We start from the raw sequence: 20,276 nt of genomic DNA, 5'->3' as shown, positions 1-20,276 counted from the left end.
CTACTCTGCCCAGACAGTTAGCGTACCTATGCATTTTAATATTCCGACCTTACTTACTCTGCTTCGTGTCGTGTTGATCCCTTTCTTTGTATTGGCTTTTTATCTGCCGTTTGAATGGGCGCCGCTGGTTTGCGCACTGATCTTTATCGTGGCGGCGATCACCGACTGGTTCGACGGCTGGCTGGCGCGTCGCTGGAAACAAACCACGCGTTTTGGCGCGTTTCTCGATCCGGTTGCGGACAAAGTGATGGTGGCTATTGCGCTGGTTCTGGTGGCCGGGCATTACCACGAATGGTGGATTACGCTACCGGCGGCTACGATGATCGCGCGGGAAATTATTATCTCGGCGCTGCGTGAGTGGATGGCGGAAATCGGCAAGCGCAGCAGCGTGGCCGTCTCCTGGATCGGCAAAGTGAAAACCACGGCACAGATGCTGGCGCTGTTTGCGCTGCTGTGGCGTCCGGATCGCCTGGTAGAAGGCATCGGCGTGGCGGCGCTCTACGTGGCCGCCGTCCTCACTTTCTGGTCGATGTATCAGTATTTGAGCGCGGCACGCGGCGATCTGCTCGAACGATGATCAATGCGATTTAAAAAGCAGCAAACGAGAAAAAAGTGCGGATATTTGTGTTGACTCATTTCGTCCAGTCAGTAGAATGCAACGCATCGAAAGGCAGCTGAGTCGCCAGAAGATAAAGTAAATCAGCAAGTTCTGTTAAGAACGCTGAAAAATGCGGGAATAGCTCAGTTGGTAGAGCACGACCTTGCCAAGGTCGGGGTCGCGAGTTCGAGTCTCGTTTCCCGCTCCAGATTTAGCGGTCAGCGTAGCGCTGGCAGCAAAGCAGAATAAAGGCGCGTTGGCAGAGTGGCCATGCAGCGGATTGCAAATCCGCCTACCTCGGTTCGACTCCGGGACGCGCCTCCACTTTACACCCATGCCCGGGTGGTGAAATCGGTAGACACAAGGGATTTAAAATCCCTCGGCTTATGGCTGTGCGGGTTCAAGTCCCGCCCCGGGCACCACGCTTTGACTACCGATTAAAACAAATAAAAACAAGCACTTTGTGCAATGTCGTGAAGCCGCCGCAAGGCGGTTTTTTTGTGCCTGAAAATACCCGCCTGACATGCCGCCTGACATCATTTTTTTGTGTGTGCATGACTATTCATTTTTCCTGATTACCTGGCACTGGAACTATTTTAACCTTTCTGTCATAGCGCATAGTTTGTTCGATATTTTGCGCCTGAAATTCCCCGTCTGAAATCATGATGCGTACATGGTTACCCCTTTTTCCTGACTATCCGGCACCGCAACTATTTAAACCGCTCTGGTATGGTGGGGCGCTGCCGCCTCGCTTTATATTCTGTCAATGATTTTCAGGAATAAAAAACCTTTATCGCGGGCTGCTGGCTTGCCGTGCAGGCGCAGAGCCTGTTTTGCGATAATTTTCCCAGGACCACGGCAAACCGCTTTCTGTCGACTATGATCCTTGATTATAATCATGCTCTGTTTTTTGTTAGCAACCTAATTATCAGGCTTCTATATATTGAATATTCAGGATCTCACCTTTTCCCGGCTGCTTCACCTGACTGCTCAGGCCTGGCGGCAGGCGATCGATCGTCGTGTGAAAGAAGATGGTTTAACCACCAGCAGCTGGATGGCGATAGCGACGCTGGCAACGCAAACCGCGCCCGTCAGCCAAAAAGAGCTGGCGCTGGCGCTGGGCCTGGAAGAGGCGACGATAGTGCCGCTGGTGGATCGGCTGGTTAAACAGCAGCTGGTGGTGCGAACGCAGCCGCCGGAAGATCGCCGCAAACGTCTGGTCGCCATTACGCCAGCGGGAACGGCCCTGCATCAGCAGCTGGCGGGCGAGATAGAAAAGCTGCGTAACGAGCTGCTGGCGACCATCAGCCGCGACGAATTAATCGTCGCACAGCGAGTGCTGCAAAAACTGTTGAAAGCGACCGAGGCGAAATAGCGTGCGCGCTAACCGTCCCGATCCTTTCGCGCCGCGCGAATGGGCGCCAGGCGAAAAGCCGATGCTGCCCGGATCGCCCTCAACACCTCTCCATCCCACGCCAAAACGCATCGCCTTTGGTCTGATCGGACTGCTGATTTCCGTTACCGGCGCGCTGAGTAATGCGCTGGTCACGGCGAACCTGAGCAATTTACAGGGCGTGTTTGGCGCCTACAGCAATGAAATAGCCTGGCTGCCTTCGGTTTACGTGATGGGCAACATTTCTATTAACCTGCTGCTGGTGAAATTCCGCCAGCAGTATGGTCTGCGCGCCTTTACCGAAGCCTTCCTGGTGCTTTACGCGCTGGTGTCTTTCTTTCATCTGCTGGTTAACGATCTTAGCTCGGCGATTATCGTGCGCGCCGCCCACGGCATGGTAGGCGCGGCCCTTAGCTCGCTGGGCATTTATTATCAGGTGCAGGCCTGGCCGGCAAAGCATCGCTTAAAAGCGATGGCTATCGGCCTGGGCGCTTCACAGCTGGCTATCCCGCTGGCGCGCCTCTTTTCCAGCGAGCTGCTGCAGCTGGAGCAGTGGCGTGGTCTTTACCTGTTTGAGCTTGGGCTGGCGATGATCTGCCTGGGGGCGGTGCTGATCCTGAAGCTGCCGCCGGGCGATCGTATGAAGGTGTTTGAAAAGAAGGATTTTCTGACCTTTATGCTGATGGCGCCGGGTATGGCGCTGTTTTGCGCCGTGCTGTCGCTGGGCCGCATTGAGTGGTGGACCAGCACGCCGTGGCTGGGCGTATGTCTGGCGCTCGGGCTGGTGCTGGTGATTGCCGCCGTGGTGCTTGAACATAACCGCAGCAATCCCTTAATCAATACGCGCTGGCTGCGTACCGGTGCCATTTTCCGTCTTGGCATCGTGATGGTGATGCTGCGCGTCACGCTGGCCGAGCAGAATACCGGCGCTATTGGCTATTTACAGCAGGTCGGGCTGCTGAACGATCAGATGCAGGGCCTGGCGCTGGCTATCCTGCTGGGGGTGATTGCCGGCATCGCCACCAGCGCGCTGACCATCAATGTTAAACATCTTAGCTGGCCAATCGTGGTGTCGCTGCTGTTGATTATCGTAGCCTCGTTGATGGACGCACAGTCAAGCCCTTTGACCCGCGGCAACAATATGTATTTCAGCCAGTTCCTGCTGGGTTTCAGCAGCACCTTCTTTATTGCGCCCGCGCTGCTGCTGAATATCGGCAGCGTAGTGACCCAGCCGAAAAACCTGGTCAGCCTGGTGGTGCTGTTCGGCATGAGCCAGAATCTGGGCGGCCTGATCGGATCGGCGCTGCTGGGAACGTTTCAGGTGTGGCGGGAAAAATATCACTCCAGCCTGCTGGGCGACCAGCTCTCCCTGCTGGATCCCAACGTCACCGAGCGGCTGTCGCAATATTCAGGGCTGTTCAACAGCCTGATCGGCGATCCCGCTCAGCTCAGCGCGCAGAGTACGGCGCAGCTACAGACGGTAGCTACGCTGCAGGCAAACGTGCTGGCTTACAACGATACCTATCTTCTTACGGCCGGCATGGCCTTTGTCACATTAATCTGGGTACTGTGGCGTCTGTCGCGGCTGCGCTATCTCAACTGGCAGCAGGCCAAACGCGAAGCGGAAGCGGAAAGGCAGATGCTGCAGGCGAATAAAATAATGAGGAATGAATGAGTCAGCAGGAACAGAGCCAGCTCGCCGAGCGTGAACGCAATAACAGGCTACGGATCATCTCTATAGTGACGGGCGCAGGCATTGCCCTGGTCGGGGTGCTGGTGATCCTTTATGCCTGGCAGCTGCCGCCTTTCACCAGTTCAGTTCAGTCTACGGAAAACGCCTACGTGCGCGGCCAGGTCACGTTTATCAGTCCGCAGGTCAGCGGCTACGTCACCGCCGTCAACGTGCTGGATTACCAGCCGGTGCGTAAGGGCGAGGTGATGATGACCATTGACGATCGTATTTACCGGCAGCGGGTGCATCAGGCGCAGGCGCAGCTGGCGATCAAAAAGGCGGCGCTGGAGAACAACGTCCAGCAGCGGCGCAGCGCGCAGGCGGTGATCGCCCGCAACCAGGCCGTGCTGGAAAATGCCAAAGCTCAGGCGCTTAAAAGCGGGCTGGATTTAAAGCGCGTCGAGAATCTGGTGTCTGACGGCTCGCTGTCCGTGCGCGAGCGCGACGCCTCCCGCGCCAGCAATGCCCAGACGCTGGCCGAAGTACAGCAGGCGAAAGCCACGCTGGAAGTTTCCCGTCAGGATCTGCAAACCGCGATTGTTAACCATGCCTCAATGGAGGCGGACGTGGCGAATGCGCAGGCCGCGCTGGAGCTGGCGCAGATCGATCTGGACAATACCCGGATTATCGCGCCGCGCGACGGCCAGCTGGGGCAGATTGCCGTTCGCCTGGGCGCTTACGTGGCGGCAGGCACCCGGCTTACCTCGCTGGTGCCGCCGCAGAAGTGGGTCGTTGCCAATATGAAAGAGACGCAGATGGCGCATATCCGGCCTGGCCTGCCCGTGACCTTTACCGTCGATGCACTGAACGGCGAAACGTATCAGGGCAAAGTTGAATATATTTCGCCTGCGGCCGGTTCGGAGTTCAGCGCGATTTCGCCGGATAACGCTACCGGCAACTTTGTCAAAATCGCCCAGCGTATTCCGGTGCGGATAGCCATTACCAGCGAAAAAGTAGAGCGTCTGCGACCCGGCATGTCCGTTGAGGTGAATATCGATACCGCCGCCGGAGAGTCGAAATGAGGCCTCGGGCGCTGGCGCTGCTGATCGTTATCCTGCTGCCCGTCGGCTGCGCCACCAAAGTCGAAAAGGCGCCGGGATCGCTGCCCGTTCCGGCGCAGTGGCGCCATCAGGCCGGGCCTTCCTCACCCGTAGAAGCCGGATGGTGGCGCGCCTTTGGCGATCGCGATCTGAACGTACTGGTTGAGCAGGCGCTGAAGCATAATCTGGATATCCTTACCGCTCGTTCCCGCGTCGATCAGTACCGTGCTGAGCTGCGGGCGGCCGAGGGTGATAACTTTCCCACGCTGAGCGCAGGCGGCTCCGCCAGCCACGCCAGAGCGCTCTCGTCGGTCAGCGGCCAGCCCCATGAATCTGCCGTATTTCAAGGGTTGCTCCAGGCCAATTATGAGGTGGATTTATGGGGCGCACGCAGCAGCAACATTGCGGCCGCTGAGTCCTCGCTGGCGGCAATCCAGGCCGCGTCTTCTGCCGCAGAGTTGACCGTAGCCAGCTCGGTGGCCTCTGGCTATATGACGCTGCTGGCGCTGGACGAGCAGCTGCGCGTAACGGAGGCGACGCTCGCCACGCGTGAGAATTCGCTGCGGCTGGCGCAACGGCAGTTTGAAACCGGCTATACCTCCAGGCTGGAATGGGTGCAGTCGCAGTCGGAATACCAGACGGCAAAAGCGCAGATCCCGGTGCTGCGGCATCAGATTGCGCAGCAGGAGAATGCGCTCAGCATCCTGGTGGGGATGAATCCTCGCGAAATCGCCCGACAGGGCCGTTTTAAGCAGGTCGCTCCACAGCAGCTGCCTTCTCTGCTGCCTTCCGAACTTTTGCAGCGGCGTCCGGACATCGTTCAGGCCCAGCGCCTGCTGCTGGCGGCGGACGCCACGCTGGCCTCTTCGAAAGCGCGCCTGCTGCCTTCGCTGAATTTGACGGCCAGCGGCACGCTGCAAAGCGCCGCGCTGCATCAGCTGGCGGATAATCCGTTCCGGCTCTGGAGCATCGGCGGCAGCGTGCTGGCGCCCATCCTCAACCGCGAGGCGCTGACGGCGCAGGTCGATGTCTCTATGGCGGCCCGCAATCAGGCGCTGTTTAACTATGAGAAGGTGGTGCGCAACGCTTTCAGCGAGGTGAACAACGATCTGGATGCTATTGCTCGCTATAAAGAGCAGCTGGCGGAGCTGCAAACCCAGGAGCAGGTAGTGAGCGAAGCGCTGCATATTGCCAATAATCGTTATCAGAACGGTTACGCATCTTATCTGGAGGCGCTGGACGCGCAGCGAACGCTGTTCAGCACCCAGCTGAACCTGGTGCAGGTAAAAAATAATTTACTGCAGGCGCAGATAGATCTGTATCGGGCGCTGGGCGGCGGCTGGCAGGCGGGAGACGCTGGCAGCGGATAAAACCCTGCGCAACTAATGGATTACTTCTCTTAAAGTGGCGGTAAAAGTGGAGTTTACCGCTTGCATTCCCGGCAGCTATAAAGATAATCGCAATCCGAATAATAATGATTATCACTCAGCTTGCTATCAGGGAACCGCCATGGCCCATACACGCCTGTTTCACCGCCGCTTCAATTTTACGTTGCTGGCGACGTTTATCGCGTCCGCCGGTATGCCAGCTATGTCGGCAGAAACGCCTGCCGCCGCAAAAACAGTCTCTGCCGCCGCCAACGTCCCGGCCGACAAGACCATGACCGTTATTGCCACAGGCGCGGATAATTTCAAATCGGGCGGCGACCAGCTGGTGCCCGCTTATCTGGAAGGGCAGGTCGCCAACGGCGGCCGCCTGGGCATGCTTGGCGAGCAGAATGCGCATGATGTGCCTTTCAACGTGATCGGCTACACCAGCAAGATGATCCAGGATCGGCAGGCGCAAACGCTGAAGGATGTGGTTGCTAATGACGCCTCGGTACAGAACGTGCAGGGCTACGGCAACTTTGCGGAAACTTATCGCATTCGCGGTTTCGATCTGGACGGCGACGATATGACCTTCGGCGGGCTGCCTGGCGTGATGCCGCGTCAGGTCGTTTCTACCCAGATGGTGGATCGCGTGGAAATCTTTAAGGGATCTAACGCGCTGATTAATGGTGCCGCCACCAGCGGCGTCGGCGGCATGATTAACCTGGAGCCTAAACATGCCGAAGACGCGCCGTTGACTCAACTGGGCGTGGATTATACCTCTTCTTCCCAGGCAGGGACGTCGCTGGACGTAGGACGCCGCTTCGGTGACAGCAACCAGTGGGGCGTGCGCGCCAACGTGTTGCATCGTGAAGGTGAAACGGCGATTGATAACGAAAAGCGCCGCACCACATTAGCCTCGCTGGGACTGGACTATCGCGGCGACAGGCTGCGCACTTCGCTGGATCTTGGCTATCAGAAGCAGGCGTTCCACGGCGGGCGCATTGGCGTTAACGTCAGCGGCGTCGATTTTATACCCGCCGTGCCGCGCGCAACCAGCAACTACAGCCAGAACTGGGTTTACAGCAACCTGGAAAGCGAATTTGGCATGGCGCGCGCGGAATACGATCTCACCGACAGCTGGACAGCTTACGGTGCCGTGGGCGGCCAGCACTCTCACGAAATGGGCGCTTACGGTACGCCGAAACTGCTTGATGAAGACGGATCGGCGACCATCAGCCGTATGGATACCAATAAATATGTCGACGCCTTCAGCGGCATGGGCGGCGTTCGCGGTAATTTTCACACCGGTTTCGTCAGCCACAGCGTCAACATCGGCTATTCGGCACAGACCAAACGTGAAAAAACCGCTTATGGCATGGCACTGACGCCGCAGGCGACCAATATCTATCAGACCTCCGCCGTACCGGCGCCAGCCAACACCTATTTCGGCGGCGATCTTGACGATCCTCGCCCCACCAGTCGGATCCGTACGCAGGGCGTTCTGCTGGCCGATACGCTCGGCTTTCTGGATGATAAGATTTTGCTGACGGCAGGCGTACGTCATCAGAAGGTGGTGGTGCGTAACTATGCTTACGGCACGGCGATCGAAGATACCGACTCGCGCTTTACCCAATCGCGCTGGACGCCGGGCTACGGGCTGGTGGTGAAACCCTGGGAAACGGTTTCGCTTTACGCTAACCATATTGAAGCGCTGCAGCCGGGCGACACGGCCACCAGCGACGCAAAGAACGCGGGACAGGTCACCGGTATTTCACTTTCCAGGCAGAATGAAGTGGGCGTGAAGCTTGATAGCGGTCGTCTCGGCGGGTCGCTGGCGCTGTTTGAAATCAAAAAACCAACCGGCATTATTAACCAGCAAACGCAGATGTTTGGGCTTTACGGCGAGCAGCGCAACCGTGGCGTGGAGCTGAATCTCTTCGGCGAACCGGTTTACGGCGTGCGGCTGAACGGTAGCGCCACCTGGCTGGATCCAAAAATGACCAAAACGGAAGATGGCCTCTACGAAGGGAAAAACGCTATCGGCGTGGCGAACTTCTATACGGTGCTGGGCGCGGAATATGATATCAAACCGGTTGAAGGGCTGACGGCGCTGGCGCGGGTGACGCATTCCGGTTCGCAGTACGCCAACGCCGCCAATAGCAAAAAGCTGAACAGCTACACCACGCTGGACTTAGGGCTGCGCTACCGCATAAGCGTGCAGCAAAACGAGATGACCTGGCGTCTGGGCGTGGAAAACGTCACCAACAGGAAGTACTGGTCGGGCGTGGAAAGCTATGGCTCTTATATCTATCAGGGAAACCCTCGCCAGCTTAAGCTTTCAATGGCCTACGATTTCTGATTATTTCCTGCTAAATCCGCGAGGCGTTCGTTGCAAAAAAGGGACGAGCGTCTCGCTTTAAACCGTCTCAATTTTCACCGGCAGCCCGGCTGAATTTTCCAGATTAATCTGTAATTTATTGTTCTTACTGGTAATATTAAGAAACATTACTCTACATTTACATTTGTCTAACAAAGGTGCGTTAAGCTTTAGTGAGGCTGAACAATTATCAGGCTCCGTAACGTCTTTTAGCGCCATATAAAGCTAAAGCTTGTTCTGTTTTACTGTCAGGACCCTACGTTATCTCTTTTCCTTCCACGCAACTCAATGGTGAACAATGTGCTGATTAAGAAAAAGAAGGTCAGGTCCCACACGGAAGATCGTTACCTGGCGTTAGTATTGGCCACCACGGCAGGGATTTTGAACGCTATGGCGCTGGGCGCGTTTGGCTTTTTCCCCTCGCATATGACAGGAAACACCTCGCAGATCTCCTCAGAAGTTTTCAGCGCCGATATGCAAGGCCTGATTTTTCTGGCGGTGCTGATCGCGGCTTTTGTCATTGGCTCCGTCTGTGCAAGATTTATGGTGCTGGCGGGACTAAAAAAGAATTTCAGAACCATTTTCTGCCTGATTATCCTGGCAGAAAGCGTGGTACTCTCTCTGATCTCCGTTTTTGAGCTGGCTTTCTATTCGCCGGGCAATAACAAGGAAATATCGGTGCTGCTGGGTTTCCTGATGGGCATCCATAACTCGACGTCCACGCAGCTTTCCAACGGGCGGGTCAGGGCAACGCACATCACCGGCACGCTGACGGATGCGGGTATCGCCTTAGGCTCGTTCGTCTCTTCCTTTATCAGCCATGTTTCTTACAGCGAGCGCCGCTTTCAGCAGAAACAGCTTTATACCCATCTGACCACCGTCTTTTCCTTTTTGACCGGCTGTATCGTGGGCCTGCTGCTGTTCAGATTCGCCGGCTTTGTGGCGATGCTGGGGCTGGGCGTGTTCCTGGCGGTCGTGGCGCTTTGGGCAATCGCCGTCACGCTGCACAGAGCTAAAAAAAACGTTTACGGACTAAATAAGATACGTCTGTCTTAAAGCTTTATTATCTGGCCGGCAGGGAAGCCGACTCTCCACTTTTTTTAAACGCCCGTCTTATTTCCTTCCTGTTTTACTTCAGATTATTCTTAGCTTTTCATGCGCCAATACTTTATTATATTTTATGAGTACACGCTGCTGCTCTGAGAGGTAAGACATGACTTTAATAAGGGATTCCATCCTGAAAAAGGCCGTGCGCGATGGGGTGCTCCATCGCGGTACGCTAAGGATCTGTAACTTTAGTAAATCACTGGATAACGACATTGATGTCTCGCCTGCGGGCGGCTTTATTGATTTTCTTAAGGGTATGGATGTAATAAAAGAAGAGTATGCAAAGAAAGGATTCGTTAAAAAAAATCGCGCTCTGTTTCTTTATAATGAAGGACTGGTCGATAAAAACAGTACGCTGTTGCTGGCTCGTAAAGGCGATCGGGTGTTAGGCACGATAGGCGTTATCAGAGAGAAAAATAATAAACTGCCGTGCAGTAAGCTTTTTGCCGAAGAGCTGCAGACGCTTAATCTCCAGCATCGACAGGTGACGGAAATCGGCGCGCTCTCCATTAAGAGCGATGCGGGCACGGAAAACCTGGTGTTTATGCTTTATCTGAAGACGATGATGTACGCCATTTTTGTGGATAAAGTGGACGACATCGTGGTGCAGGTCAGAGAAAAAGTGGCTGCTTTTTATATCAGAAACTTGCTGTTTGAACAGATTGGCGCAACCAAAATCCATCCTGATTACGGCAATATACATACCTGTCTTCTACGGGTTGATGTTAAGGCCATCCGGGAAAAAATTTACGAAAAGCCGCAATACGGTACCCGAGGCTGGATAAGGATATTACACGAGCTGGGCCTGCTGGCCGAATACAAGAAAACCTGCCATCAGAGCTGGCTGTGTAACAAATTTACCCTGGATAAAAAGGACGCTGAGCTTTATCACTATCTTTGCCATCTATAAATTATTCCAGTAGTAATGAATTTGCAATAATAACTACGTATGCTTTATGCGTTTGCTTTTCTGGCGCTGTTGCCGCTCAGGGAAAATAAAGACTTTCTTTCTCTGTTGATATTTATTGTTGCTGCTATTAATTTTCATTGAAAATAAACTCAGGTCTCAATGCTGGTGAGGGGCGTATTGCGCATGCCTGTTATTATTAAACGAATATGAAACTATCGTGCGGATTGCATTATAAGTGAGCTTAATTATCGATAAATAAAAATCGGGGTTCAAAATTGAGACGATAGTAGCATTAAATAAGGCTATTTATCTTTGCGTCCCCAGGCAGGGATTATGATACACTCCCTTTTTTATGCGCGGCAGATGTACGACACCTGAAGGAATCAGCGACGCTAAAGCGTAAATTTTATTTATGCGCTGCCTTGTCAGAACGATAACGCTTTGCCCGGAGTGCCTTGCGTATTTAACAGAGCAGGGCTGGCAGCGTGTCAGGCCAGCCGACAGTGATTAACATGACAGAACCAACGCAAGAAAGCCTTTCCGGCGAGTCGCGTCACCAGCTTGACGATGCCCATTTTGCTATTGTGGTGCTTGCAGTCGCTTCCTTTACGCTGATAATCTTTGTGCTACTGGTTACGTTATTAATGACGTAATGGTTGTCAGGATGGAGGTAAAAGAGCATGGACACTCGCGAAGATCGCCTGCTGGCGCTCACAGGATTGCTGGCCGCCGGGCTGATTGCCGTGGCGGTTATCTTTGTGCTGACCTGGCTGTCAGACGTGCGGCGCACGCCGGTGCCTTACCCACTGCAGGAGTGCGCGCCGCCCTCGTCCGTTATCCCCCTAAAGACTTCATCCTGATATGCTGGCTGCGCAGCTCCAGCGCATAGGGCTCGCAAATCGTGCGGTTGCCGTTGGCATCAGGCAGGCCAAACAGCCCGCCCGGCGAGCGGCGATCGTCGGCCCATGAAGGGTAGTCCACCACCGGAAAAATCGAAACGCCTTCCACATCTGCACCCTGATCCCTGGCCTGCATGACCTGTGCTACGACGTTTCGCAGCCACGGCGCGCGCTTATCGCCTTCCGCGCCCGTTTCCGCTATCAGCAGCGGTCGTTGATAGCGCTGCCAGACCTCCAGCAGCAGGCTGGACAGCTCGCGATATTCAGCCTGTTCGGGCGTAAGCGGATCGCCGTTTAAATACCATTGGTTATCGGGATAGTAATTAAGGCCGATAATATCCAGCAGCGAAGGATCGCCGCCCAGCTCGGGCATCAGCCGCCCGCTTAGCATATCCCAGGCCTCAAACTGCGCGTCGTGCTGGCGCTGAGCCTCTTCGCGAGCGGCCGCTGACGCTTCGTGGGTGGCGATATGTACCAGCGGATCGGTCAGCACAAATCTTGCGCCCGGCAGCTCTTCGCGAATAGCGCGCATCGCGGCAAGCGAAGCCCTGACCAGCTGCTGCTTCAGCGCCTTGCCACGGCCCGTCACGCCGGGATTAAACAGCGCGGCTTCGGCGCCTGCCCATGCCCAGAACGAAATCTGATTAACCGGGGTGAAAAAAGGCGTCTCGTAGCCTTCGTCCCGCATCAGACAAGCCATAGCACGCGCAAAGGCGGCAAAGCGATCGACAAAGGCCGGCTGCCAGATATCCAGGCCGTCGGGCCAGCCAAAGTGCGCCAGCTCCCAGATAATTTCCAGCCCGTTGTTTTCCGCGGCGTGCAGCATAGGCAGAAAGGTCGACCAGTCGTAGTCGCCCGGCGTTTTTTCAATCAAATACCAGCGGGCGCTGTCGCGCGCGGTGAGCAGCTGGTTAGCCGCCAGCTGTGCATAATCCTTCTCCAGCAGCATATCGTGGCCGCTGTTGATCACCAGATCCACTCTTTTTCCCTCGCCCCGACAGGCGGTGGAGCAGGCGAAACTGCCCTGGAAAAAGCTTTTGAACAGCGGCTGGTCGTGCCTCTGAGACGGCAGCGGATGCGTTACTCTCATGACGTTTTCCTCATAGCAAAACCTGCGCGATATGCGCTAAGTCTAGACCAATTGGTATTAACGACTATGTTTATCACTGCTGCCGCACCGCTATCAGAACAGTCGCATGACAATCTGCCATAACTGGAACAATAATAGAGAGTGCCTGAATTGTTCCTCACCGCCTGTATATCGGGAAGTTAAAATAAGGAAGAACCGTGGTTGAAGCTTTTGCGCCAGAAGATGAGCCAGCCGCGCGCGCGTCGCTGACGAGCGCCGTTTCCTCTCTGGTAGAGAGTCACCCTGAACACAGCGGCATTTATCCGCTGGAAGAGGGCCTGGACGCCTTTGCCGCCCGCTATCAGCTGATGGCTAACGCCGAACGCACGCTGGATATTCAGTACTATATCTGGCAGGACGATATGTCCGGCCGTCTACTGTTCAGCGCCGTGTTGGCGGCAGCAGATCGCGGCGTGCAGGTGCGGCTGCTGCTGGATGACAACAATACGATGGGGCTGGACCACACGCTAAGCGAGCTGAGCCGCCATAAAAATATTCAGGTTCGGCTGTTTAATGCCTTCTCGTTTCGTACGCTGCGCGCGCTGGGCTATCTCACCGATTTCGCCCGGCTTAACCGCCGTATGCACAACAAGAGTTTTACCGTCGATCGGGAAGTCACCATCGTGGGTGGCCGTAACGTAGGCGATGAATACTTTGGCGCCGGCGACGAACCGCTCTTTTCCGATCTGGATGTGATGGCTATCGGCCCGGTAGTGAACGAGGTGACGGATGACTTTGAACGTTACTGGGAAAGCCATGCCGTGCAGCCCTTCAGTAAAGTGGTGGATATTGAGCATGAAGCTGAACGCGCAGCGGCGTCGCTGCCCGCCGAGTGGCTGAATAACCCGCAGGTGAAACGCTATCTGCAACGTATTGAAGCCTCCTCCTTTACTACGCAGCTGGCCGCGGGCGATCTGCCGCTTACCTGGGCTAAAACGCGCCTGCTCAGCGACGATCCTCGTAAGGGATTGGGCCGTGCCAAAGCGTCGACGCTGCTGCCACAGCGTATGTTAGAAGTGATTGGCCAGCCCCAGCGGCAGTTCGATATTATCTCCGCCTACTTTGTACCTACTCGCGCGGGCGTGGCACAGCTGTTAGGGCTGGTCAGAAAAGGCGTAAAAATAGCGATTTTGACCAATTCGCTGGCGGCAAACGATGTGTCGGTGGTTCATGCAGGCTATGCCAAGTGGCGCAAAAAGCTGCTGCGGCACGGCATCACGCTTTACGAGCTGAAACCTAACACCGGGCTACGTGAAAAGCCGCACGATCGCGGCCTGACCGGGAACTCCGGTTCCAGTCTGCACGCCAAAACTTTTAGCGTCGACAGTGAAAAGGTGTTTATCGGCTCGTTTAATTTCGATCCCCGCTCGGCCATGCTCAATACCGAAATGGGTTTTGTGATTGAAAGCGAACCGTTAGCCACCAGCATCCATCAGCGTTTTATCAGCCGGATCCGCGACCGCGCCTGGACGCTGCGGCTGGATAAATGGGGCAGGGTAAACTGGGTGGAATATCCCGGAGAAGGCGATAAGGAGATCGTTCATCGTCACGAGCCGGGTACGCGTTTTATTCAGCGGCTGCTGGTGCGGCTGGTCTGGCGTTTGCCTATAGAGTGGCTGTTATAAAAGGCCCGGCGTCGCCGGGCCAGTTTTCAGGCGCTATTTTTGCGGCAGCTTGCCCGAAAAGAGAAAGCGCAGCACCGGGATCCGCAAATGGATCTCGTAAAGCATAAACGCGATACCGAAGACGAACACCAGACCGGCGAAAAAGCCCAGCGTATTGCTGCCGATATGCGGCACCAGGAAAATACCGTAAAGGATAGTCAGCGGGTGGTGCACCAGGTAGATAAACAGGGAGGCGTTGACCAGATAGGTCACGCGAGGCGAATGGCTGTTCAGCAGGCGATGTCCCAATGAAAACACCACGTTAACCATCCACAGCCCCATCATCATTGATACCACGGCGTCAATCTCATAGAGCCAGCCTTCGCCTTTACTCCATGTCTGATTAGCAATATAGGCGACAAACGCGAGCGCGGAACCGATAAACGTCCAGGGCACAGGTTTAATTAAAAGGGCCTTAATCGCCGGATATTTCCACGCCATCGCGCCCAGTATAAAGAAGGGCAGGAAGAACAAGGTTTGCATAACCACAAAATTAAACAGGGCATTACTTAACAGCTGCGGCTCGAAAATAAACAGCAATCGCCGAATCGCTCCCCAAATCACGCTGCAAAGCAGGATAGCCAGGCTAAGACGTGTCCAGTTCAGCTCGGAATAGTCCGTTAATTGTCTTCCGTCACGCAGTTTTTTAAACAGCCATGCGCCGGTCAGGGTCAGCATAACCAACACCAGCAAAAACCACAGGTGCGAGATAAGATCCCAGCTAAGCGCATTAAATTTCTGATAAAGCGTTAGCTGGCTCCAGTCGCCAATTCTCGCGGTCCAGGCCTTTAGCATAAAAAACTGCGGCAGCGTCAGCAGCGGCACGGCCGCCAGCATCGGAATGCCTACACGCTCCAGACGCACCTTCAGCCAGTACTGCGGGCTGTAGCGTAAAAAGAGCATATAAGAGAAATAACCTGAAATAACGAAGAATACCTGCATCCTGAATGCGTGAATAAAATCATTCAGCAGCGTAAGCCATTCGGAAGCGTGCGGACTATTTACTGACCAGCTTTGGCTGGAATAAATCAACGAGACGTGAAAAGGTACGCCTAAAAGCATCAGGTAGGCTCTGATCGAGTCAAAAAAATATTCTCGCTGCCCGGATTGTTTTGTCATATTCGTCCCATATTCAACACGTTACAGCGTTTGCTCACCCTGAGCCACGCTAAAGCTTACCGCTTACTCTAGTGGAGAAAACACAGGTATACTATCAGGGGAATCCGTATCCGCTAAGCAGTTGAGAACAGGGCGCTAAAAGCAACAAATGCGAGGAACAAAAATGTTGTTGAGCTGTCGGAATTGCGAATTATCCATTAAGATGGATGGGATTGATTTAAGCACACGAAAGGGGGGGATGTGCTGATTAAAATGAAAAATAAGCCAAAACTGATGAAATTGCGTCTGATTGGCGCAACGGTTTTGCTGTCAATGTATGCCAGCTCCGGCTGGGCTTTCAGCATTGATGATGTAGCAAAACAGGCGAAAGATTTGGCCGGGAAAGGGTATGAAGCGCCCAAAAGCAATTTACCTTCCCAACTGCGCGAGATGAAATATGCTGACTATCAGCAGATCCAGTTCAATCGCGATAAAGCCTGGTGGAGCAAGCTGAAAACCCCGTTCAAGCTGGAGTTCTATCACCAGGGCATGTACTTCGACACGCCGGTGCAAATTAATGAAGTGACGGCGTCTACCGTTCATGAGATTAAATATTCACCGGACTATTTTAATTTCGGCAATGTTAAGCACGATCCTGAAACCGTCAAAAACCTTGGGTTTGCCGGATTTAAAGTGCTTTATCCGCTTAACAGTAAAAATAAAAAAGACGATGAGATCACCAGTTTCCTGGGTGCCAGCTATTTCCGCGTTATCGGGGCTGGTCAGGTTTACGGTCTTTCGTCGCGCGGGCTGGCTATTGATACCGCGCTGCCTTCCGGCGAGGAATTCCCGCGTTTTAAAACGTTTTGGGTAGAACGACCAAAACCGGCCGACAAGCATCTGGTGATCTACGCGCTGCTTGATTCGCCACGCGCGACCGGCGCCTATCGCTTCCTTATCACGCCAGGTAAAGAAACCACTGTCGACGTACAGTCGAAAGTCTACCTGCGCGATAAAGTCGGCAAACTGGGCGTAGCGCCGCTGACCAGCATGTACCTGTTCGGCGCTAACCAGCCTTCCTCGCAGGTTAACTATCGTCCTGCTCTGCATGATTCCGACGGCCTGTCGATCCATGCCGGCAACGGCGAATGGATCTGGCGTCCGCTGAATAACCCTAAACACCTCGCGGTCAGCACCTTTACCGTAGAGAATCCAAAAGGCTTCGGCCTGCTGCAGCGCGGCCGCGATTTCTCTCAGTATCAGGATCTGGACGACCGTTACGATTTGCGCCCAAGCGGCTGGATTGAACCGCAGGGCGAGTGGGGCAAAGGACGGGTGGAACTGGTAGAGATCCCGACGGCTGATGAAACCAACGACAACGTCGTGGCCTACTGGACGCCGGAAAGTCTGCCGGAGCCGGGCAAAGAGATGAACTTTAAGTATCGTCTGCACTTTACCCGCGACGAAAGCCAGCTGCACTCGCCGGATATGGCGTTTGTAAAAGATACGCTGCGCTCAACCGGCGATGTGAAACAGTCTAACCTTGTTCGTCAGCCGGACGGCACGGTCGCCTTTATCGTCGACTTCGCCGGTCAGGATATGAGCAAGCTGCCGGCCGATACGCCGGTTGCGCCTCAGGTCAGCATCGGTAATAACGGCGAGCTGGTGGAAAACAGCGTTCGCTACAATCCGGTCACCAAAGGCTGGCGTCTGGTGATCCGTCTACGCGTTAAGGACAACAAACAGCCTACAGAGATGCGTGCTGCGCTGGTTAACGGCGACAAAACGCTGACCGAAACCTGGAGCTATCAGTTGCCTGCCAATGAATAAGACTAACGCTGATTATATTGATGCGCTGCCTCTGCCCGCGGAGCGGAAAGAGGCGCTGCTGAACGCGCTGCCTGACCAGTCTGAGGCGGCTTTTAGCCAGCTGCATCAGACGCTGGGCGAGCCGCCAATGCCGGAGCGCGCGGACGACGCGCCGCTGGCTTCGGTGAAATCGCGGATTGAGATGACGTGGCCGGATGCCGTGGGTAAAGGCGAACAGTTTGCCGAAGATGCGCTGCATCGCACCACGCTGAAGGCGATGCCGCCCCACACGCGTTCTTCTATGTACCCGGAAGCCTGGCGTACTAACCCGGTGTCACGCGCGTGGGATTCTCTGCGCGGGCATAAAACCAAACCGCGCTATGCCAATGCCGAAGAGCAGCGTGCAGAAGATAAATGGCGTCACGTCGGATCGATTCGCCGCTATATCCTGCTGCTGCTGACCATCGCGCAAACGGTGATCGCCACCTGGTACATGAAAACCATTCTGCCTTATCAGGGCTGGGCGCTGATCGATCCTATGGAGATGATCAACCAGAACTGGCAGCAGTCGGTGCTGCAAATTCTGCCGTACGTGCTGCAAACCGGGATCCTGTTCCTGTTTGCCGTGCTGTTCTGCTGGGTTTCCGCCGGCTTCTGGACGGCGCTGATGGGCTTTTTACAGCTGCTGATCGGCAAAGACAAATACAGTATCTCGTACAACAGTAACGATAACGATCCCATTAACCCGGAACATCGTACCGCGCTGATTATGCCGATCTGTAATGAGGATGTGGAACGCGTTTTCGCTGGCCTGCGGGCTACCTGGGAGTCCGTGGTCAGAACGGGCGAGCAGCAGCATTTCGATGTTTATATCCTCAGCGACAGCTACAACCCGGACATCGCGATGGCCGAGCAGAAAGCGTGGATGGAGCTGGTACGTGACGTGGGCGGGGAAGGGCGCATTTTCTATCGCCGCCGCCGCCGCCGCGTGAAGCGTAAAAGCGGCAACATCGATGACTTCTGCCGCCGCTGGGGCAGCCAGTACAGCTACATGGTGGTACTGGATGCGGACAGCGTCATGAGCGGCGAATGTCTGACCGGCCTGGTGCGTATGATGGAAGCTAACCCGAACGCGGGTATCATCCAGTCTTCGCCGAAAGCTTCCGGTATGGACACGCTCTATGCGCGCTGCCAGCAGTTCGCCACGCGCGTCTACGGGCCGCTGTTCACTGCCGGTCTGCACTTCTGGCAGCTGGGCGAGTCGCACTACTGGGGCCATAACGCCATTATCCGCGTGAAGCCGTTTATCGAGCATTGCGCGCTGGCACCGCTGCCGGGCGAAGGCTCATTCGCCGGTTCTATCCTGTCGCATGACTTTGTGGAAGCCGCGCTGATGCGCCGTGCGGGCTGGGGCGTGTGGATCGCTTACGATCTGCCCGGCTCCTATGAGGAGCTGCCGCCAAACCTGCTGGACGAGCTGAAACGCGACCGCCGCTGGTGTCACGGCAACCTGATGAACTTCCGCCTGTTCCTGGTTAAAGGGATGCATCCGGTACACCGTGCGGTGTTCCTGACCGGCGTGATGTCCTATCTGTCGGCGCCGCTGTGGTTCCTGTTCCTGGCGCTGTCAACGGCGCTTCAGGTGGTGCATACGCTGATGGAGCCGCAGTACTTCCTGCAGCCAAGACAGCTTTTCCCGGTCTGGCCGCAGTGGCGTCCCGAACTGGCGATAGCGCTCTTCTCCACCACTATGGTGCTCTTGTTCCTGCCTAAACTGCTCAGTATCATCCTGGTGTGGTTCAAAGGAGCGAAGCCTTATGGCGGCGTGGTGCGCGTAACCGTTTCGCTGTTCCTGGAAGTGCTGTTCTCCGTCCTGCTGGCGCCGGTGCGTATGCTGTTCCATACGGTGTTCGTGGTCAGCGCCTTCCTGGGCTGGGAAGTGGTCTGGAACTCGCCGCAGCGCGATGACGATGCGACCCCATGGAGCGAGGCGTTTAAACGTCACGGTTCCCAGATGGCGCTTGGCATCGTCTGGGCGGCAGGCATGGGCTGGCTGGATCTGAACTTCCTGTGGTGGCTGGCACCGATCGTCTTCTCGCTGATCCTCTCGCCTTTCGTGTCGGTGTATTCAAGCCGCTCCACGACCGGAATGGCGTCGAAACGCGCTAATCTGTTCCTGATCCCGGAAGAGTTTGAGCCGCCGAGAGAGCTGGTCGACACCGATCGCTACAACGCGCTGAACCGTGAACGTGCGCTGAAAGATGGCTTTATGCACGCGCTGTTCAATCCGTCGTTCAACGCACTGGCCAGCGCGATGGCCACTTCGCGCCACCTGAAAAGCGATATTCTGGAATTCGCCCGCGATCGCCGTGTCGAGCAGGCGCTGAGCGAGTCACCGGCGAAACTGGATCGCGATCGTCGTCTGGCGCTGATTAGCGACCCGGTGACGCTTTCCAGAATGCACTATCGTCTGTGGCAGAACGCCGATAAGTATCACGACTGGTTCGATTACTATCAGTCGCTGCGCATGAATCCGCTGGCTATTCAGCCGACGAAAATCTGATGCAGGCATAAATAAAAAATCCGGGAACGCAGGTTCCCGGATTTTTTTTGCCTTAAGGAAGAGGCGTTACTTTTTCGCTTCTACGCCCGGCGCGGCGTCGCGCGTCATAAACTGCTCGGTAACGTCCGGCAGATGATTCAGCGCCCAGTCGGCCATTGCCACTTCCTGCTCGCGGATCTGCGCGAAAATTCTTGCGCCTTCGGTATCGCCAACCAGTTCAGCCGCCGCAATCAGCGAGGTGTAGCTGGCAATTTCCAGGTTCTCAAACACATAGCTGCTGATAGCGCCTTTCACGACTTCATCATCCGCCATCATGCCGCCCATCGCCTGACCAAAAGCGGTGAGTTTACCCATGGTATCTTTAAAGACGGAATTTGAAGTATCGTAGCGGTCGATAACCGACTGTACCAGCGCCTGCTGCTGACGAGTTTCTTCAATATGCTGCACGATACGGGCTTTCAGATCGGGATAATGCTCAAGACGTTCTGCCTGTTTTTCCAGCATGCTTTCCGCCTGTTTTTCCATCGCGTGCGCATCTTTCACCCAGGCTAAATAGTTCTCTTCATGCGTTGTCATGGTGTACCTCT

The 20,276-nt window shown here is 55.2% G+C and carries 16 protein-coding genes and 3 tRNA genes; 16 read left to right on the top strand and 3 right to left on the bottom strand.

The features are described 5' to 3' along the window. Positions 1 to 28 precede the first annotated feature (28 nt). The 13 genes from pgsA to AB6T85_RS04105 all read left to right on the top strand — a co-directional run bounded on the left by pgsA (position 29) and on the right by AB6T85_RS04105 (position 11,387). A complete protein-coding gene (gene pgsA, locus AB6T85_RS04165; RefSeq protein WP_253454644.1) occupies positions 29 to 577 on the top strand; it encodes a CDP-diacylglycerol--glycerol-3-phosphate 3-phosphatidyltransferase in 549 nt (182 codons plus the stop codon). A 153-nt stretch (positions 578 to 730) separates the two neighbouring features. Continuing rightward, positions 731 to 806: transfer RNA gene (locus AB6T85_RS04160), tRNA-Gly, on the top strand. Positions 807 to 848: 42 nt separating this feature from the next. After that, positions 849 to 922, top strand: a tRNA-Cys gene (locus AB6T85_RS04155). 12 nt (positions 923 to 934) lie between these two features. Next, positions 935 to 1,020: transfer RNA gene (locus AB6T85_RS04150), tRNA-Leu, on the top strand. Between the two features lie 521 nt (positions 1,021 to 1,541). After that, on the top strand, positions 1,542 to 1,973 hold the full coding sequence (locus AB6T85_RS04145; RefSeq protein WP_253454643.1) for a MarR family winged helix-turn-helix transcriptional regulator: 432 nt from the start codon (positions 1,542 to 1,544) through the stop codon (positions 1,971 to 1,973). 61 nt (positions 1,974 to 2,034) lie between these two features. Next, a complete protein-coding gene (locus AB6T85_RS04140; protein WP_301251306.1) occupies positions 2,035 to 3,666 on the top strand; it encodes an MFS transporter in 1,632 nt (543 codons plus the stop codon). Further along, positions 3,663 to 4,745 carry an HlyD family secretion protein gene (locus AB6T85_RS04135; RefSeq protein ID WP_301729747.1) on the top strand — a complete coding sequence of 361 codons (1,083 nt, stop codon included), beginning with the start codon at positions 3,663 to 3,665 and terminating at the stop codon, positions 4,743 to 4,745. The genes AB6T85_RS04140 and AB6T85_RS04135 overlap by 4 nt, the downstream gene beginning before the upstream one ends. Further along, a complete protein-coding gene (locus tag AB6T85_RS04130; RefSeq protein WP_301251178.1) occupies positions 4,742 to 6,133 on the top strand; it encodes an efflux transporter outer membrane subunit in 1,392 nt (463 codons plus the stop codon). Before AB6T85_RS04135 ends, AB6T85_RS04130 begins: the two co-directional genes overlap by 4 nt. 139 nt (positions 6,134 to 6,272) lie before the next feature. After that, entirely contained in the window at positions 6,273 to 8,492 is a 2,220-nt protein-coding gene (locus tag AB6T85_RS04125) for a TonB-dependent receptor (RefSeq protein ID WP_369894868.1), read from the top strand. A 318-nt stretch (positions 8,493 to 8,810) separates the two neighbouring features. Beyond that, positions 8,811 to 9,566 carry a YoaK family protein gene (locus AB6T85_RS04120; protein WP_253454640.1) on the top strand — a complete coding sequence of 252 codons (756 nt, stop codon included), beginning with the start codon at positions 8,811 to 8,813 and terminating at the stop codon, positions 9,564 to 9,566. Positions 9,567 to 9,723: 157 nt separating this feature from the next. Continuing rightward, a complete protein-coding gene (locus tag AB6T85_RS04115; RefSeq protein ID WP_301251174.1) occupies positions 9,724 to 10,527 on the top strand; it encodes an N-acyl amino acid synthase FeeM domain-containing protein in 804 nt (267 codons plus the stop codon). 512 nt (positions 10,528 to 11,039) lie between these two features. Next, positions 11,040 to 11,180, top strand: a complete 141-nt coding sequence (locus AB6T85_RS04110) for a hypothetical protein (RefSeq protein WP_199746402.1) — start codon at positions 11,040 to 11,042, stop codon at positions 11,178 to 11,180. Between the two features lie 27 nt (positions 11,181 to 11,207). Continuing rightward, positions 11,208 to 11,387 carry a hypothetical protein gene (locus AB6T85_RS04105; protein WP_125288648.1) on the top strand — a complete coding sequence of 60 codons (180 nt, stop codon included), beginning with the start codon at positions 11,208 to 11,210 and terminating at the stop codon, positions 11,385 to 11,387. On the opposite strand, the gene AB6T85_RS04100 is transcribed toward AB6T85_RS04105, so the two are convergent. Beyond that, positions 11,362 to 12,516: a beta-glucosidase gene (locus AB6T85_RS04100; protein WP_369894867.1), complete on the bottom strand. Its 1,155-nt coding sequence runs from the start codon at positions 12,514 to 12,516 to the stop codon at positions 11,362 to 11,364. The genes AB6T85_RS04105 and AB6T85_RS04100 overlap by 26 nt on opposite strands. 197 nt (positions 12,517 to 12,713) lie before the next feature. On the opposite strand from AB6T85_RS04100, the gene AB6T85_RS04095 reads away from it, so the two are divergent. Continuing rightward, on the top strand, positions 12,714 to 14,180 hold the full coding sequence (locus AB6T85_RS04095; protein WP_369894866.1) for a phospholipase D family protein: 1,467 nt from the start codon (positions 12,714 to 12,716) through the stop codon (positions 14,178 to 14,180). A gap of 33 nt (positions 14,181 to 14,213) precedes the next feature. On the opposite strand, the gene mdoC is transcribed toward AB6T85_RS04095, so the two are convergent. Continuing rightward, positions 14,214 to 15,338 carry a glucans biosynthesis protein MdoC gene (mdoC, locus tag AB6T85_RS04090; protein WP_253454636.1) on the bottom strand — a complete coding sequence of 375 codons (1,125 nt, stop codon included), beginning with the start codon at positions 15,336 to 15,338 and terminating at the stop codon, positions 14,214 to 14,216. A gap of 270 nt (positions 15,339 to 15,608) precedes the next feature. Here mdoC and AB6T85_RS04085 point away from each other — a divergent pair, with 270 nt between their 5' ends. Next, positions 15,609 to 17,147 (top strand): glucan biosynthesis protein G, encoded by a 1,539-nt coding sequence (locus AB6T85_RS04085; RefSeq protein WP_301251305.1) that lies wholly within the window; start codon positions 15,609 to 15,611, stop codon positions 17,145 to 17,147. Next, positions 17,140 to 19,689, top strand: coding sequence for a glucans biosynthesis glucosyltransferase MdoH (gene mdoH, locus AB6T85_RS04080; protein ID WP_253454635.1), 2,550 nt, complete (start codon positions 17,140 to 17,142; stop codon positions 19,687 to 19,689). The genes AB6T85_RS04085 and mdoH overlap by 8 nt, the downstream gene beginning before the upstream one ends. Before the next feature lie 66 nt (positions 19,690 to 19,755). Here mdoH and AB6T85_RS04075 read toward each other — a convergent pair whose 3' ends face one another. Then, a complete protein-coding gene (locus tag AB6T85_RS04075) occupies positions 19,756 to 20,265 on the bottom strand; it encodes a ferritin-like domain-containing protein (RefSeq protein ID WP_125288643.1) in 510 nt (169 codons plus the stop codon). Positions 20,266 to 20,276: the final 11 nt, after the last annotated feature.

The organism is Erwinia aeris, from assembly GCF_041224955.1.
Taxonomy (GTDB): domain Bacteria; phylum Pseudomonadota; class Gammaproteobacteria; order Enterobacterales; family Enterobacteriaceae; genus Erwinia; species Erwinia aeris.
The sequence above is the reverse complement of the archived record's forward strand: the minus strand, read 5'-3'. Positions and strand labels throughout refer to the sequence as shown.